11 protein-coding genes are annotated in these 15,440 nt (G+C 47.1%); 5 read left to right on the top strand and 6 right to left on the bottom strand.

All coding sequences use genetic code 11. From position 1 onward, the window contains the following. Nucleotides 1-137 precede the first annotated feature (137 nt). The 3 genes from MHB85_RS29160 to MHB85_RS29150 form a co-directional block, all read right to left on the bottom strand. Nucleotides 138-1,277, bottom strand: a complete 1,140-nt coding sequence (locus tag MHB85_RS29160) for a response regulator (RefSeq protein ID WP_192134839.1) — start codon at nucleotides 1,275-1,277, stop codon at nucleotides 138-140. Next, nucleotides 1,274-3,127: a sensor histidine kinase gene (locus MHB85_RS29155; RefSeq protein ID WP_192134841.1), complete on the bottom strand. Its 1,854-nt coding sequence runs from the start codon at nucleotides 3,125-3,127 to the stop codon at nucleotides 1,274-1,276. Before MHB85_RS29155 ends, MHB85_RS29160 begins: the two co-directional genes overlap by 4 nt. A 171-nt stretch (nucleotides 3,128-3,298) precedes the next feature. Then, the gene (locus MHB85_RS29150) at nucleotides 3,299-5,290 is read right to left on the bottom strand and encodes an S-layer homology domain-containing protein (RefSeq protein ID WP_105600260.1); all 1,992 of its coding nucleotides are present in this window, start codon (nucleotides 5,288-5,290) and stop codon (nucleotides 3,299-3,301) included. 278 nt (nucleotides 5,291-5,568) lie between these two features. Between MHB85_RS29150 and MHB85_RS29145 the strand changes: the two genes are divergently transcribed. Genes MHB85_RS29145 through MHB85_RS29135 form a run of 3 tightly spaced genes read left to right on the top strand, consistent with a single transcriptional unit; the run spans nucleotide 5,569 to nucleotide 9,709 of the window. Beyond that, the gene (locus tag MHB85_RS29145; protein WP_341074091.1) at nucleotides 5,569-6,111 is read left to right on the top strand and encodes a MarR family winged helix-turn-helix transcriptional regulator; all 543 of its coding nucleotides are present in this window, start codon (nucleotides 5,569-5,571) and stop codon (nucleotides 6,109-6,111) included. Further along, nucleotides 6,108-7,835, top strand: coding sequence for an ABC transporter ATP-binding protein (locus MHB85_RS29140; RefSeq protein ID WP_341074090.1), 1,728 nt, complete (start codon nucleotides 6,108-6,110; stop codon nucleotides 7,833-7,835). Before MHB85_RS29145 ends, MHB85_RS29140 begins: the two co-directional genes overlap by 4 nt. Further along, nucleotides 7,832-9,709, top strand: coding sequence for an ABC transporter ATP-binding protein (locus MHB85_RS29135; RefSeq protein ID WP_091012677.1), 1,878 nt, complete (start codon nucleotides 7,832-7,834; stop codon nucleotides 9,707-9,709). Before MHB85_RS29140 ends, MHB85_RS29135 begins: the two co-directional genes overlap by 4 nt. A gap of 103 nt (nucleotides 9,710-9,812) precedes the next feature. On the opposite strand, the gene MHB85_RS29130 is transcribed toward MHB85_RS29135, so the two are convergent. Then, a complete protein-coding gene (locus MHB85_RS29130) occupies nucleotides 9,813-10,406 on the bottom strand; it encodes a hypothetical protein (RefSeq protein ID WP_192134845.1) in 594 nt (197 codons plus the stop codon). Between the two features lie 319 nt (nucleotides 10,407-10,725). Here MHB85_RS29130 and MHB85_RS29125 point away from each other — a divergent pair, with 319 nt between their 5' ends. Then, nucleotides 10,726-11,622 (top strand): diacylglycerol/lipid kinase family protein, encoded by an 897-nt coding sequence (locus tag MHB85_RS29125; RefSeq protein ID WP_091012681.1) that lies wholly within the window; start codon nucleotides 10,726-10,728, stop codon nucleotides 11,620-11,622. Nucleotides 11,623-11,662: 40 nt separating this feature from the next. Here MHB85_RS29125 and MHB85_RS29120 read toward each other — a convergent pair whose 3' ends face one another. Together MHB85_RS29120 and MHB85_RS29115 are read right to left on the bottom strand one after the other, a co-directional pair. After that, on the bottom strand, nucleotides 11,663-12,253 hold the full coding sequence (locus MHB85_RS29120) for a GNAT family N-acetyltransferase (RefSeq protein WP_192134847.1): 591 nt from the start codon (nucleotides 12,251-12,253) through the stop codon (nucleotides 11,663-11,665). A 90-nt stretch (nucleotides 12,254-12,343) separates the two neighbouring features. After that, entirely contained in the window at nucleotides 12,344-12,970 is a 627-nt protein-coding gene (locus MHB85_RS29115; RefSeq protein WP_192134850.1) for a TetR/AcrR family transcriptional regulator, read from the bottom strand. 176 nt (nucleotides 12,971-13,146) lie between these two features. Here MHB85_RS29115 and MHB85_RS29110 point away from each other — a divergent pair, with 176 nt between their 5' ends. Next, nucleotides 13,147-15,390: an MMPL family transporter gene (locus tag MHB85_RS29110; protein ID WP_341074089.1), complete on the top strand. Its 2,244-nt coding sequence runs from the start codon at nucleotides 13,147-13,149 to the stop codon at nucleotides 15,388-15,390. Nucleotides 15,391-15,440 lie beyond the last annotated feature (50 nt).

Raw genomic sequence — 15,440 nt, 5'->3', positions numbered from 1 at the left:
AAGATTCTCTAGTTTCTACTTTTCAAACGTAATAAAAATGCTCCCATTTCTTACCCCGGGTCATCATCCACTGGAGTAAGGAATGGGAGCTTCTTTTGTATGCTATATTCGAGCCATTACATCCATTGACCCTATCACTATTGGGTTTCCGATAATAATTGTGCATATAGAGCAGCAAGCTCCTGAGAAGGAGCAGCACCTATTTCCTGAATTAAATGTGCTGAATATTGTTCATAATGTTTGATCAGGGCTTCCTTGTTATTCTGCATGGAAAGTGCTCGGATGAGCAGGATCAGCGATTCTTCGTGCAATTCATTGCGATGCAGGAGTTTTTTGAGTAGGCGGATAGCATTACTGGTATCTTTGGCTTCCAGTAGGGCATTACACAACCGCTGGTTCAATGCGTTATACATAAGTGACAGTCGTTCAACCTCGCTTAAGGACCACGTGTATCCATACTCTCCAAATAAATCACCCACATACATTTGCTCAATCAATAGGGCTTGTTCCATGTCTGCTCCGGATTGAATGATGGATAGCCGCCTACATCCTTCTTCGAAGCTGATAAAATCCACCGTAATATCGGATAAATTCAGAGCGTAATAATTATTGTACGTATGAAGTACTTTTTTCAGTCCATACCCATTAAGCAACTTGCGTAGCTGATAAACTGTTGTGTTGAGGTAGACTTCGGCATTCTTCTGTGGCATGTTTCCGAAAATATCTTCAATGAGACGGGTACGGGATACAAGCCGTCCTTGCTGGACAAGCAGATATGCAAACAATTCAATACTTTTGCTGGATTTCCATTTGGTCTTGGTTCCGTGGTCGCTGTGAATCTCGATTCTGCCCAGAGCATTGAACTCTACCGCTTGCGCTTCAATCGTTGCCACGACTTCTTCCTCAGGTAACTTGCTGCGCGACTCTGCCAGCGCTCTGTGTACCGTTTGGAGGAGCCGATCCTGTTTCACTGGTTTCACCATATAATCAAAGGCAAAGACCTCGAATGCAGATAAGGCATATTCTACATGAGATGTTATAAATACAATCCGGGTCTGTTTTCCCTGCTTTCGCAGTCCTTCTGCGAATTCCAGTCCACTTTCCCGGGGCATGTTAATATCGACAAAAATTAGATCTACCTCGTGATCGTCAAGATATGATGATGCGGCCTTAGTATTCAGAAATGCACCCATGACCTCCACTTCCCCGATCTTTGCCAGCATCTTTTTCATAATCAGGTGCATGGCCTTCTCATCGTCTACCAGAATGACCTTCATGTATTGTCCCCCACCTGCACGGAGTATGGAAGAGGCCCGCTTGCAGTAGTCTCGGGTGGGAGGGGTATAGAGAAGTAGAAGGTGCTGCCTTGCGAAGGTCTGCTGTCAAACCAGATCTCGCCCCCATTCAGGCGTACGAACTCTCGGCAGAGATTCAAACCAAACCCGCTGCCTCGTTCTCCCGCTGTTCCCGTTGCCGATACCGGATACTCATCCTGAAGCAGGGAACGGGCCTGTTCATCCGTAATCCCTTCTCCCGTATCGCTGACGGATACCACAATGTGCTGATCCTTTCGTTCGGCGTTCAACGTGATCTGTCCTCCCGGATTACTGAATTTAATGCTGTTGGATAAAAGGTTTCGAAGAATCAGGTCAAGCATTTCTTTATCCGCATAGACGCACACTCCTGGTGAAATATTCGATACCATGTGAATCTGCTTATTCTCGCTGCGAACACGTAACAAGCGTATACTTGCCTCCACAGAATAGTGCAGATCCCGTTCTACCGGATGGAAGACCTGCCCTCCGCCTTGGCTGCGGAACCACTCGAGCAGTCCTTCTACCAGAGCAAACGTATTATGAATCTGGTGCTTCATTTCATGGATAATCTCTTCATGATCAGCATTGGATCCTTGTATTTCTTCCTCAAGCAAGTCCATCAGATTAACCAGTACGGCTACTGGATCACGTATATCGTGAGCCACGACATTGAACATTCGGTCTTTGAACGTGTTGAGCTCACTTAACTGTTGGGCGTTGTCGCGAAGTTTCTTCTCGGCCTGCACGGCTTCAGTCACATCATTAAGCAGTAGCATCTTGCCAATGGGTTTACCACTTTGATGCTGAACAAGAGAAAGATGAACGTTATAGGTTCTACTACTCGGGTCGTTGGAGAGTTGAATTTTACGGACATCGTTAAGCGGTTCCTGTTCAAGCAGCTTTGCTAGAAGCTGTGGGTATTGTACAAGTACCTGACTGGCATGTTGGCCCAAGCCTTTGGGATGAAGAGACTCAATGATACGCCGGGCAGAACGGTTGTAGCTGGTCAATACATGGTCCAGATCGAACACAATAACAGCATCCTGTATGGATTCGAATACCTTTTGGTATGCCAGCGGAGCCAGACGAAGTAGATTGAATTGGAAGACTCCCCATGTGTAGAAGATGCCCGATATAACAAATCCAAATGGAGAAAAATCAAGGGGTGAATGAAAGATATTACTTAGGTAAATTAGTGAGAAAATGAATGGTCCACAGGAGCCAATAATCATGAACACCACTTGTTTTTTCAAAGGGGGTGCGGCACGAAGCAACATCTGTATCAGGAAAAACACAGAAATAAAGAACAGTGCATAGGAAAAGACGACATGAACAGAAAATAAAGGTCCTCTCTCAAGAGACACGAGTGGAAATCCCCAGGATGTATCGATCGTCATGTTGGTATAGAAGAGATGATGCCACTCATTGGTATTATGTGTGATAAACGTAAAAACAGGCACAATCAGCAATAGAACCACATTGCGTGTCCGCACCCATGATTCACGGCCTGTATAATGCAGTACCATAAGGAAGTAGAACACCGGCCCAAGCAGAATTCCAACATACTCGATTCGAAGCCAGAATCGAATATGGTCCAGTTGCTGACTAATGATCTCGAAGCCATAGCCGAATGTATAAAAAGAACTGACAAGCATCCCCAGCCCGTAACTGACGGCAATGGGCGAGCTTCTTCTTTTATAGGAGAGGTAAGCAAGCATTAATGTGCAGCAGGTCGCAGCCATCAGCAATGCAGATAAGTACATATTAGGGTTCATGGATGGGCCGCCTCGATCTAAGATATATTCATGCAAGATATGCCTCCTATGTTATCAGAATCAGGATTAAAAACATACGTGTTTGAGAGCGGGTAATGACTTTTATTTTTGAAATCAAAAAGGAAGTCCCCATAGAAGGTTGAATCTGTTAAAAAAGCCCACCAAGCCTGGAAACAGGCTTGGAAGGCTTCAATTATTGCATCTTAATTATAGGGATTGTAGAAGTGCGGCAAATTCAGGATTGGTCTGTAGCACTCGCAAAATAATAGTCAATGCTTCTGCACGGGAAGCGGAGTTCGCAGGATGGAATTCTCCATTCCGATCTCCTTGAATAATCCCGGCTGCTGCCGCTTGCTGGAGTTGATCTTTATTCCAGATTTGCTCCAGATCGGAGAAAGCAGGTGCTTCTGCGGTGGGTACTTTGCTCAGATCCATAATGCGCGAGATGATGGCGATGATCTCAGCACGTTTAATCTCTTGATTCGGTCTGAATGTACCGTCCGGGTAACCGGATAACACACCCTTGCTTTGCAGAGAGCGAATGGAAGACTCTGCCCAGTGACCTGATACGTCGCTTATTGTATTGCCTTGGTTGCTCGACAGATCAAATACTTTGGCGATCAGGGTTGCGAACTCGGCACGGGTGATACTGGCGTTCGGGTGGAAGGAGCCGTCGGCATAACCTGTTACGACCCCTAGCTTCACGAAGTTATTTATTGTCGCATCTGCCCAGTGTGTGCTTGTATCGGTTAATTGAACTGACGCAAGATTGGACTGTGCTGCTTTAATCTTCTGGGTGAAGCTCGCCATGAAGGCATCCATATTGATAACCTGGTTGTTGAATGTAGGTCCAGATACTACATCTGTTCCGGGTGTTGGCTGAGGGCTCGGCTCAGATGGTGTCACGGGTGTTGGTACAGGCGTAGGAACTGGTGCAGGTGCTGCGGGTGAGCCTGATCCACCGCCACTTGAACCTCCTCCAGAGTTACCACCTGTGTTTCCTCCATTGTTCCCGTTGTTGATTGTGGTAATCACAACGGTTTTGGTTCCGAATACGCCTGATAGATCTGCGGCCTCGGCTTTAACCAGAACAGTTCCTGCTGAAGTTCCAGTTAGTTTTCCGTTTGCATCAATGGTCGCTTTGCCTGTTCCGTCCTGTACTGACCAGACTACAGAAGGATTCTTGGCATCGGCTGGAAGGACATTTGCCGTCAGGGAAATGGACTGACCTGTTTGCATAGAATCGCTCCCGCTGATGGTAATGGAATTCACGAGAACAGGAGTCGGCGTAATGGTGACTTGCACATTTTCGACAACGCCACTACCATCTGTAGCAGCCGCCTGAGCCAACACGGTTCCCGGGTTTCCGGCGGTAAGTACGCCTGTAGTCGGATCGATCGTGGCTGTTCCGGTTTGATCCGAGACAGACCAAGTCACGGCAGGATTGATCGCGTTAGAAGGTGAGATTGTAGCATTCAGAGCCAACGTCTCACCAGTGACTACAGAATAGACATCGTCCGGAGTGGTTATTTTCACATTGGTAACGATGGATAGTAAGTTATCATTAAGCAATTTTGAGCCAGAGTATACGCTGATCGGCTTTGTAATTGTTCCCGATTTGATTGGAAAGGTTACAAGTCCACCCTGTGTATAGTAGGAATATCCATTGGCTACGGTTTGGTCACCATATCCATTCAGACTATGAAATTCTAAATTTGGATCGTCTCCATGCAGGAAGACTTCAGTTCGGTTGTTAACAGGTTGCCCCTGCTCATCGTAAACAGCCAACGTATAATTTAGATAACCCGAATAAGAAGAAGGCTGGGATGCCGCAATTAACTGGACATGATGTGCGGCAGATGCTGGTTTATTACTTTGAATATTGAGAATATTAATTAGATTGCCAGATATATCAGGGATATTGTTATCTGGAACCCATGCTATTCCATCTGTTTCAGCGTATCCCCCAACGATCTTTTTATTAATATCCATGATAGCTTCTACACTGCTGTTAACTCCGATATCTGGAACCTGTACAACTTCTCCACTGGAATACCTGAAGAATACTTGAGTACCTTCGCTCGGTTTATCATTGGGATATTGTATTATAATGGAACTTTTGTTGGTTACACATCCGCTTAATAAAACTGCAAACAAAGCCAATAACATACCTGTTTTTCCTATTTTGAATCTGTTCATCTTCAATCTTCATCTCCTTAAATTCTGGTTACTACATTTTGAAATAAGTATATCTGGCTCCAATGACGGCAAAATGACAAAACCCATAATCAAGCGCGTGTATGCTCTTGATTATGGGTTTATATTGGTTATTTTTAGATGTTTGACATTCATTTCTTACGATAATATACTTAGTACACCTAATTAATTGTGCATCTATTTAATTGTACTGCTATTTAATAGATGTCCTATGATGTTGGATGTCTATGGAATGATAAAGAAAGAAGGAGGGACCCATTATGACTGGTATAGATCCGGTCGCTCAGAAGCTTTTGTACTCCATTATGCAGTTTAATAAAGGCAAATGGAGGCAACATAAACCTCATGGGCGCAATCACAATGAAATTATGGTGCTGGGTTGTTTACTCCACGGGATGCATCCGGGAGAACAATTGAACTGGCAGGACAATCCGCCTGATTTCAATGACACGATCGAATCCAATCATCCCGGGATGAAAGTCTCGGAAATCAGCGCATTGCTACGAGTGAAGTCACCGACCATTACACCCGTTATTCGTGGCCTTGAAGATGAGGGGCTGGTCAAACGGACGATGGACCCGGAGGATCGCCGTGCTGTCCGCATCACGATTACTGAAGCAGGTCGTGAAATTATTCGGGCTGCTCACCAAGAGCGCATGGAAATATTCAATAAGTTAGTTGAGCATTTGGGTGAGCAAGACAGTAGTCAGCTGGCTGAGTTGTTGACAAAGGTATACACCTTTTTTGATACATTAACTTCCTTGCAAAAGGATGATTCGACAAGAGGAGATGATACGCCATGATGAAACTGTTTAGCATGCTGAAGCCATACCGAATTCCGATTATTTTCATTCTGGTGTTGGTACTGTTTCAGTCGCTTGCTGAATTGTACCTGCCTACGTTAATGGCAGATATTGTGAATGACGGCATCATTAAAGGGGATATCCCGTATATCTGGCAGATTGGTGGATGGATGTTGGTCATTGCGATTGGCGGAACAGCGTGTTCGGTGATTGCCAGTTATCTCTCATCTCGAACAGCGGGTGGATTTGCCAAACAACTGCGGAGCAGAGTATTTCGCCATGTGGAGAACTTCTCTCTCCAGGAGTTCGATAAGATGGGTACTGCTTCACTGATTACGCGTACGACGAATGACATCACTCAGGTACAGAATGTACTTACAATGATGCTGCGAATGATGATTATGGCTCCGCTCATGTGTATCGGGGGTATCTTCATGGCGGTATCTCAGGACGCCAAATTGTCTACGATTTTCCTGGTCGTGCTTCCGGTACTGGGTGGAGCTATTGCGCTGATTGGTGCCAAGGGTTTACCTTTGTTCAAAACCATTCAGAAAAAGCTGGACCGTCTCAACCTGGTGCTGCGTGAGCAGTTAACAGGGATTCGGGTTGTACGTTCATTCAACCGCGGGGAGCATGAGAAAGTGCGCTTTAACGGGGCCAACACAGAACTGAGAGATTCATCGATCAAAGTTAATGTGCTCATGGCGACCATCATGCCTGTGATGATGCTGGTTATGAACTTTTCGATGATTGCCATCCTTTATTTTGGTGGAATGCGGATCGACAGCGGCAATATGAATATCGGTGCATTGATTGCCTTCATCCAATATGCAATGCAAATCATGTTCTCACTGATTATGGTTTCGATGATCTTTGTCATGATTCCAAGAGCTTCAGCATCGGCAGAACGGATCAACGAAGTGCTTGATATGCAGCCGGATCTTAGCAATCCCGAGCAGCCTCGTGGTATGAAATCCATGCAGGGTATGATTGAGTTTGACAATGTAACTTTCCGTTATCCAGGTGCAGAGAATCCAGCTTTGTCCGATATCTCCTTCACAGCTCGCTCAGGTGAGACAACAGCCATCATTGGCGGTACGGGTTCTGGGAAATCGACATTGCTCAGTCTTATTCCACGATTCTATGATGTGACCGAGGGCAGTGTTCGGGTAAATGGTACGGATGTGCGTGAAATTCGGCAGGAAGATCTGCGTGCCAAAATTGGCTTTGTACCACAAAAGGCAGTTCTCTTTACGGGTACGATTACGGAGAATATTCGTCACGGGAAAGACGATGCCACAATGGATGAAATTGTTCATGCGGCCCGTACGGCTCAGGCGGAGAACTTCATTACCGAGATGAAAGAGGGATATGACAGCCTTATCGCACAAGGTGGTAACAACGTATCTGGTGGACAAAAGCAACGTCTGTCCATCGCTCGCGCACTTGTTCGCCGTCCGGAAGTTTATATCTTTGATGACAGTTTCTCTGCTCTTGATTTCAAAACGGATGCTAAACTTCGTGCTGCGCTGAAGTCCGAAACGACAGAAGCGGCTGTGCTAATTGTTGCGCAGCGCGTAAGTACAGTAATGGATGCCGATCGCATTTTGGTTATGGATGAGGGCCGAATTGTCGGTTCAGGAACACATAAAGAGCTGCTGGAGCACAATGAAGTGTATCGCGAGATTGTATCCTCCCAGCTGACAGAGGAGGAGATCGCATGAGTGAACGTACAGAACGCAAGTCGCCTCGTCCCCATGGTGGGCCGGGTCCAGGTCCCGGAATGGGCATGCGACCTCCCGCTGAGAAAGCAAAAGATTTCAAAGGCACACTGCGTCGCTTGATTCGTTATCTCCAGCCCCATAGTTCTCGTCTACTTGGTGTGCTGGTTGCAGCCATTTTGAGTACCGTATTCAGCATCATCAGTCCAAAAGTTATGGCAGAAGGAACGGATATACTCAGTAAAGGCGCCATTGCCATCCTCCAGGGTGTACAGGGAGCCGGGATTGATTTTCCTGCATTGATGAAAGTATTATACCTGCTGGGCGGACTCTATCTGTTCAGTGCTGCATTTATGTATGTTCAACAATACCTGATGGCCGGTGTGGCCCAACGTGTTGTGTATGACATGCGTGAGCAGATCAGTGCGAAGGTTGGACGTCTTCCTTTGAAATATTTTGACTCCCGCACAACTGGGGAGACACTTAGCCGTGCCACGAATGACGTGGACAATATCAGTAATACACTTCAGCAAAGTTTGGCACAGTTCATTACGTCCATCGTCACAATTGTCGGCGTAATTATCATGATGCTGACGATTAGTCCATGGATGACACTGATCACGATTTTGACGTTGCCACTCAGTGTGGTTGTTGTCATGCTGGTCGCTTCCCGTTCGCAAAAGCACTTTGCGGGTCAACAGAAATCCCTTGGGGAACTGAACGGTCATGTCGAAGAGATGTACACGGGACACAAGGTTGTCAAAGCATTTGGACGCGAAGAACAATCGGTACAGCAATTCGAGAAAGTCAATGAAGAACTGTATGAATCCGGTTGGAAAGCCCAGTTTATCTCCGGTATTATTATGCCGCTCATGAGTTTTGTCGGTAACCTGGGTTATGTACTGATCTGTGTGGTTGGTGGGATTTTCGTTACACGCGGATCGATCTCCATCGGGGATATTCTGGCCTTCACGCAGTACTCCCGTCAATTCACACAACCGATTAACCAGATTGCTAATATCTCCAATATCATTCAATCAACGATTGCTTCGGCAGAACGGGTATTTGAGCTGCTGGATGAAGAGGAAGAAGTTCCGGAGTCCAAACAACCCGTGCAACTACAGCAGCCTAAAGGTGCGGTTACATTCCAAGGTGTTAATTTTGGATATAAAGAAAATGAACTGCTCATTCATAACATGAATATTGATGTAAAACCGGGACAGACGGTAGCCATTGTTGGACCAACGGGAGCCGGTAAAACAACTCTGATCAACCTGTTAATGCGTTTCTACGAAATTCAGGATGGTCGGATTACGATTGACGGTGCCGACATTAAGGACATGGAGCGGGGCAAGCTGCGCAGTCTGTTCGGCATGGTGCTTCAGGATACCTGGTTGTTCAACGGAACGATTCGGGACAACATCGCCTATGGTCGAGAAGATTCTACGGAAGAGGATGTAATCAAGGCAGCCGTTGCGGCACATGCGGATCACTTTATCCGTACACTGCCTGATGGTTATGATACGGTGCTGAATGAAGAGGCGTCGAACATCTCTCAAGGGCAGAAACAGTTGCTGACCATCGCAAGAGCTATTCTGGCGAACCCGGCCATCCTCATTCTGGATGAAGCGACGAGTAGCGTGGATACACGGACTGAAGTATTTATCCAGAAAGCAATGAATGATCTGATGAAGGATCGCACAAGCTTTGTCATTGCACACCGTTTGTCTACCATTCGCGGCGCTGATCTGATCCTGGTTATGGATCATGGTAACGTGATTGAACAGGGCAATCATGATGAATTGATGGCGAGTCAAGGTTTCTACGCGGATCTGTACAATAGTCAGTTTGCGGAGCAGCAACCGCAGGCGATCTGATTACAGATGCAACTAACAAGAATAGCCGAGAGCATCCCTAGGGGTGCTCCCGGCTATTTGTCGTATATCCAGAGGGTTGACATTAGGATATGGATTGTTTTATTTATTGATCCTTAGACTCCTTCGCAGGTTCATCAGTGTCGTTGCTAGAGACAGACTTCACTTCTACCTTCACGTCGTCGCTGTTAGCTTCCTCCAGCGCAGACGGAGCCGGTTCACCCGGAATTAATTCGCGCTGCTCAATCATACCTTTCACAACCTCATAACAGTCATCCACATGTTTGTTACCAACATAGCGCATGGCTGTGAAGCTGAGTGCGGCAGCCAGTCCCTGTCCTGCAAATGGAACAAATTTGGCGACCGATTTGGTGGCTACGCGTACGCCGACTCTTTTCAGAACCTGTACCACCAATTCCTTGGTGATCATACGACCGATGACTTTGCTTCCGATGGACATGACGAATCCATAGATCATGGATTTGGTCTCGGGGTCCATGCCGTCCAGCTGTTTTTGTGATAATCCGAATTTATTGTTAATGGCAGGCAGCAACTGCATCAGCATCCCCACATCAGCCAGTACGTCTGTACCGGGCAGCGGAACGAGTGTTGTACCGGCGGAAGCGGTAGCTCTTTTGCGAACCATGGTACGGCATTCCTTGCGAACTTGCTCCAATTGTTCCAACGTTGCCGGAATCATAGGGAATCCCTCCATTCGTATATGGTATAGATATAACCGTTTTGACTCGATTTGAATGGGTTCTCACCAGCAAAATTTGCAGCCTTATGACATTAAGGTGCGGAGAAACCCTCATTCTCATGCATAAATCTGGTTAAAAAAGGAATTGGTTTATGGATAAACGGGCCATCTAGCTATTACGAATTGAATGAGGATTAGGATGCATACCTTATTGGGAAACATATTCGGAATCATGATGAGTGCTTAGCGAAGGGCTTGTTGTTTACGGCTTCAACCTTTGTGGGTAAAGGTTAACAAGCATTGGAATGGAGGAAGAGGGATGGAATTTAACAAAGCGTTGTTAATTCATCATCATCATTCGGGCAAGGCCAATCGTGAGAATACAGTGGGCCTTGTGGCTGGTGTGCTGGCTCCCGCTGTCCATGAACTTGTCATTGTGCGTACGGATGAAGCTGGTGAAGGAGAGAAGCTGTGTCGTGAGCGCGGGGAACAATTCGATGTGGTGTTTATCCTGGGTGGGGATGGCACGGTGCATGAATGCGTGAATGGACTGGCCGATCTGCAACATCCTCCGTTGATTGGTATATTGCCTGGAGGCACGTGTAATGACTTTGCGCGTTCGCTCGGGATTTCACCGGATGCAGAGACTGCGGCACAAGAAATGCTGGCAGGTCGGGTGGTATCCATTGATGTTGGACGGGCTAATGATCGGGTGTTCACGAACTTTTTTGGCATTGGCTTGATCAGTGATGCTTCGCAGAATATTAACGAGAATCTGAAAGGCGCGCTGGGTAAGCTTAGTTACTTCATCAGCACGTTACAGACAATTAGTCATACAGAGCCGTTTCGATACCAACTGGAGGCGGATGGGAAAGAGATGGAAGGCGAAGCTGTGATGATCTACGCAGCCAATGGCCGTTTTCTGGGAACGAATGCCCTGCCCTTTGCACCGGATGCGTTGCAGGATGGCGAACTGGACGTGCTCATTATTCATGAGACAGGCATTCCGCTGCTGCGAGAGATTCTGTCGCACAAGCCGGAGGGAGATTGGCAGCCTCAGAGTGAGAGCATTTCATACTTCAAGACATCTACGTTAAAAGTGAAGACAGATGCCCCAATGTCAGCCGACACGGATGGCGAATTGTATATGAAGACACCCGCCGAGCTGTCGGTGCTCACGGGTCATCTGAAGTTTCTAACCGGGGAGGGTTATTAAATCCCCCGGTTTTTTGGTTTGATTTTGGCTGAACGGAAACTTAATTATTACCTACCTGATCTATCATATGACGTTGCCTGAACTCATCCTCCAGCATGCTCATCTGAATGGCATCATGGTATTGATGATTGTAGAACAAGACATCCCGCTTCACACCCTCGCGCTGGAATCCGAGTTTCTCATACGTGCGAATGGCTCGCTCGTTGAAGGCGTACACCTCAAGCTCGATTCGATGCAGGTTACAGATGCCGAAGCCGTAGTCCAGCATAAGCAGTAATGCCTCGCTACCGTAGCCTTTTCCTTGATGCTCCACCCGATCGATGGCAACCCGGATGTGTGCACTGCGATTCTTGGCATGCATGTCCATCAGGACGACATCTCCGATGATCTGGTCATTTTCCTGTAAAGCAATAAGTAGCATGAGTCGGGTGTCATCTTGTGCAGCACTCTCAACATAACGTTCAACCTGAGCGCGTGTGAAACTATTCTGTGTTCCCGTCAGCCTGCGCATCTCGGCGTCAAACAGACCGGGGAAGTAAGCCTCCACATCTGTAATCTCGAAAGGACGCAGGTATATGCGCTTTGTTTCCAGCAGACGGGGGATGCGTGGGGAAGGATTTGAATGTGACATAAGTTGTTCCTCCTAAAATGTGATGGAATAAGGGGTCAACATTCCGGACATCATCTTGTGCTGCTCATAGACAAATGTATAGTAGGGTCTTTAGTTCCGCTTAACTGCTCCATCCAGAAATAGCGCCACAAGTTCCCGTGCAAGTTCCTCAATGCTGCCGCCATTCATGCTGCGCACATCTTCGCGGTTCGCGAGCATGAGCAGTGACGTAAATGCATGGGCAAGCAGCATGGGACTGGCAACACGCAAATAACCATTGTCCATCTCCTGCTTGAAGTGGGTCGCAAGCACTTCGAAGATCTGAACCTCAGCTTCTCGAATCTGGCTGAGTTGCTCCGTATTCAGATGTTTCTCGGCTTCTCGCATCATGCTCTCCGTCTCAATATGGGAGTGTTGCATCTTCGCTTGCGCAACCTTGATCAGCCGCTCTTGTAATGTGCCGGGTTCATCCAGGCGGAGCGAAGTCTGCTGCATGCTCATCATCATTATGCGGGTAATGGCAACGGTGAACAGATCGGCTTTGCTGGTGAAGTGATAATAGATTGATGCTTTGGTTACATTGCATAATGAAGCAATCTGTTGGAGAGAGACGGGTTCATACCCATATTCCATAAACAGACGTGAAGCTGTCATCAATATGTTGGTTTGGACAGATGCTTGATCGGCACCCGTTTTGGGTCTGCCCGGTGACCGGGGGATGTTTGTTTTTTTGCTCATAATCACTGACCTCTTTACGTATTTAATCGCTGGCTAAGCATGTTCACAAATTAGGCATTGCAAAATTAACCTTCCGGTATATATAATTAAATCAATTATACTATGACCCATGGTTCATTACTACACCATCACATAAATAGGGCTTCATAGAAACAGAATAGGGAGATGAAGAGACAATGCAAGAAGGTTCGGGTTATGGCCGCTGGGTTGCTGGCAAACGAAGCAAATGGATTACACTGTTGGTATGGATCATTATCGCCGTTGTGCTTGGCATGGTATGGCCTGCTGTTGGTGATCGTGAAACTAATAACGCGCAGGATCTAAGTGAGTCCAAACCATCGGTTCAGGCAGCTGCACTTGCCGAGAAGGAATTCCCTGGTGGTGAAGGACTGCCCGCGTTAATCGTATGGCGTCAAGCAGGCGGTCTGACAGATGAGCAGATTCAGAACATTCAGGCATTAACGGAGCGACTGGATCAAGATCCGGTAGAACAACAACAGTCCGTTGTGCCACTCTATCAATTGCCGCCACAGGCGTTGAAAGGCCAGCTTTCGGAAGACGGAAGCACCCTTGTTATGCCGCTTTTCTTCAATGAAGGTGCCGATGCAGAACAATTAGAGCAAGGCATTGAAGCACTTGAGCAAAAAACACAAGACATCTTCGGGGCAAACCCGTTCGATGTAGCTATAGATGATGCCAATACACTGATTGCTCGTGTAACAGGGCCAGTAGGGATATCCATTGATGCGAGCGGACTATTCTCTTCCGCCGATGTATCCTTGCTTATCGCTACGGTTGTACTGGTATTGGTTCTGCTGCTATTGATCTATCGTTCGCCAGTGCTAGCGATTATCCCAATTATTGCGGTTGGATTCGCGTATATGGTGACCAGTCCGATTCTCGGATTCATGGCGGATCAAGGCTGGATTACGGTGGACGCACAGTCAATCTCAATCATGACTGTATTGTTATTCGGAGCAGGAACGGATTACTGCCTGTTCATGATCTCCAGATACCGCCAGATTCTCTATCATGAGCCGGACAAAAAGAAAGCCATCTTCCAGGCCATTACCGGATCTTCCGGCGCCATTGCCATGAGTGGATTCACGGTTGTTGCAGCACTACTCGTGCTGTTGCTGGCTGAATACGGTGCATATCATCGCTTTGCCGTACCGTTCAGTCTGTCCATCTTTATTATGTTTATTGCAAGTCTGACATTGGTTCCGGCGCTCTTGGCGATCTTCGGTCGGGGTTCATTCTACCCATTCGTACCACGTACACATGAGATGGAAGTCGAACGTGCGAAGAAAAAAGGCAAACCGGCTCCTGCCCCGCGCAAAGTGAAGGAAAGCTGGATTGGCCGTGTTGTAGTAACGAAGCCATGGACCGTTCTTGCAATTACGTTGGTATTGCTGGGAGGACTGGCGGCATTCTCTACTCAGGTTAAATTCACGTATGATCTGTTGTCTTCCTTCCCGGAGGATGTACCTTCCCGCGAAGGTTTCACCGTCATCGGCGAACAGTTCTCTCAAGGCGAGCTGGCTCCAGTGAAAGTGATTGTTGATGCCGAAGGTAAAGAAACCGATTTGAAGCAGCGGCTTGAATCGCTGGATTACATTAGCAAAGTAGGCGATGCCCAACAGGGTGCCGAGAATGCTAACATTACGGCTTATGACGTGGAATTTAATCTGAATCCATATTCCATGGAGGCAATGCAGCATATTCCGGATCTGCGGGCTACTGCGGAACAGGCGCTTCAAGATGCTGGAGTAAGCAATGTAGACAGTCAGGTCTGGATCGATGGTCAGACAGCAGAACAGTATGACATTGAAGTGGCTGGAGAACGGGATGCCAAGATCATAATTCCGGTGGTCATCGGCATGATTACACTATTGCTGCTATTATACTTGCGTTCTGTTGTAGCTACGGCGTATCTGATTGCAACGGTTGTTCTGTCGTATTTCTCTGCACTGGGTTTGGGTTGGATCATTATTCACTACGGACTTGGCGCCGATGCCATACAGGGCGCGATTCCGCTGTATTCCTTCGTATTCCTGGTGGCATTGGGTGAAGACTACAACATTTTCATGATCTCAAGCATCTGGCAGAAACGCAAAACGATGCCGCTTCGTCAAGCCATTAAGGAAGGCGTCGGTGAGACGAGCTCCGTTATTACCTCTGCGGGCCTGATTCTGGCAGGAACCTTTGCGGTACTTGCGACTCTGCCGATTCAAGTATTGGTGCAATTCGGAATTATAACGGCTGTTGGTGTGTTGTTGGATACATTCCTGGTACGTCCGTTCATGGTTCCGGCAATTACCACATTGCTGGGCAAATGGGCCTTCTGGCCAGGCAAGTATATCCCGATTGCTGAGAAGAAAGAGAAGAAACAGAAACAGAAACAAAACCAGTCCATGTAATGCATGGATGGGGTGAGATGGACGGCGGGGCTTCAAGCCTGCTGTCCATT

Source organism: Paenibacillus sp. FSL K6-4396, from assembly GCF_038002525.1.
Lineage (GTDB): Bacteria > Bacillota > Bacilli > Paenibacillales > Paenibacillaceae > Paenibacillus > Paenibacillus amylolyticus_B.
This window is presented reverse-complemented; position numbering and strand designations above follow the sequence as displayed.

Coding starts and splice junctions, on each gene's coding strand:
- MHB85_RS29140 (WP_341074090.1), top strand. CDS start 6,108: ATGATGAAACTGTTTAGCATGCTGAAGCCATACCGAATTCCGATTATT.
- MHB85_RS29120 (WP_192134847.1), bottom strand. CDS start 12,253: ATGTCACATTCAAATCCTTCCCCACGCATCCCCCGTCTGCTGGAAACA.
- MHB85_RS29125 (WP_091012681.1), top strand. CDS start 10,726: ATGGAATTTAACAAAGCGTTGTTAATTCATCATCATCATTCGGGCAAG.
- MHB85_RS29135 (WP_091012677.1), top strand. CDS start 7,832: ATGAGTGAACGTACAGAACGCAAGTCGCCTCGTCCCCATGGTGGGCCG.
- MHB85_RS29110 (WP_341074089.1), top strand. CDS start 13,147: ATGCAAGAAGGTTCGGGTTATGGCCGCTGGGTTGCTGGCAAACGAAGC.
- MHB85_RS29145 (WP_341074091.1), top strand. CDS start 5,569: ATGACTGGTATAGATCCGGTCGCTCAGAAGCTTTTGTACTCCATTATG.
- MHB85_RS29160 (WP_192134839.1), bottom strand. CDS start 1,277: ATGAAGGTCATTCTGGTAGACGATGAGAAGGCCATGCACCTGATTATG.
- MHB85_RS29130 (WP_192134845.1), bottom strand. CDS start 10,406: ATGATTCCGGCAACGTTGGAACAATTGGAGCAAGTTCGCAAGGAATGC.
- MHB85_RS29115 (WP_192134850.1), bottom strand. CDS start 12,970: ATGAGCAAAAAAACAAACATCCCCCGGTCACCGGGCAGACCCAAAACG.
- MHB85_RS29150 (WP_105600260.1), bottom strand. CDS start 5,290: ATGAACAGATTCAAAATAGGAAAAACAGGTATGTTATTGGCTTTGTTT.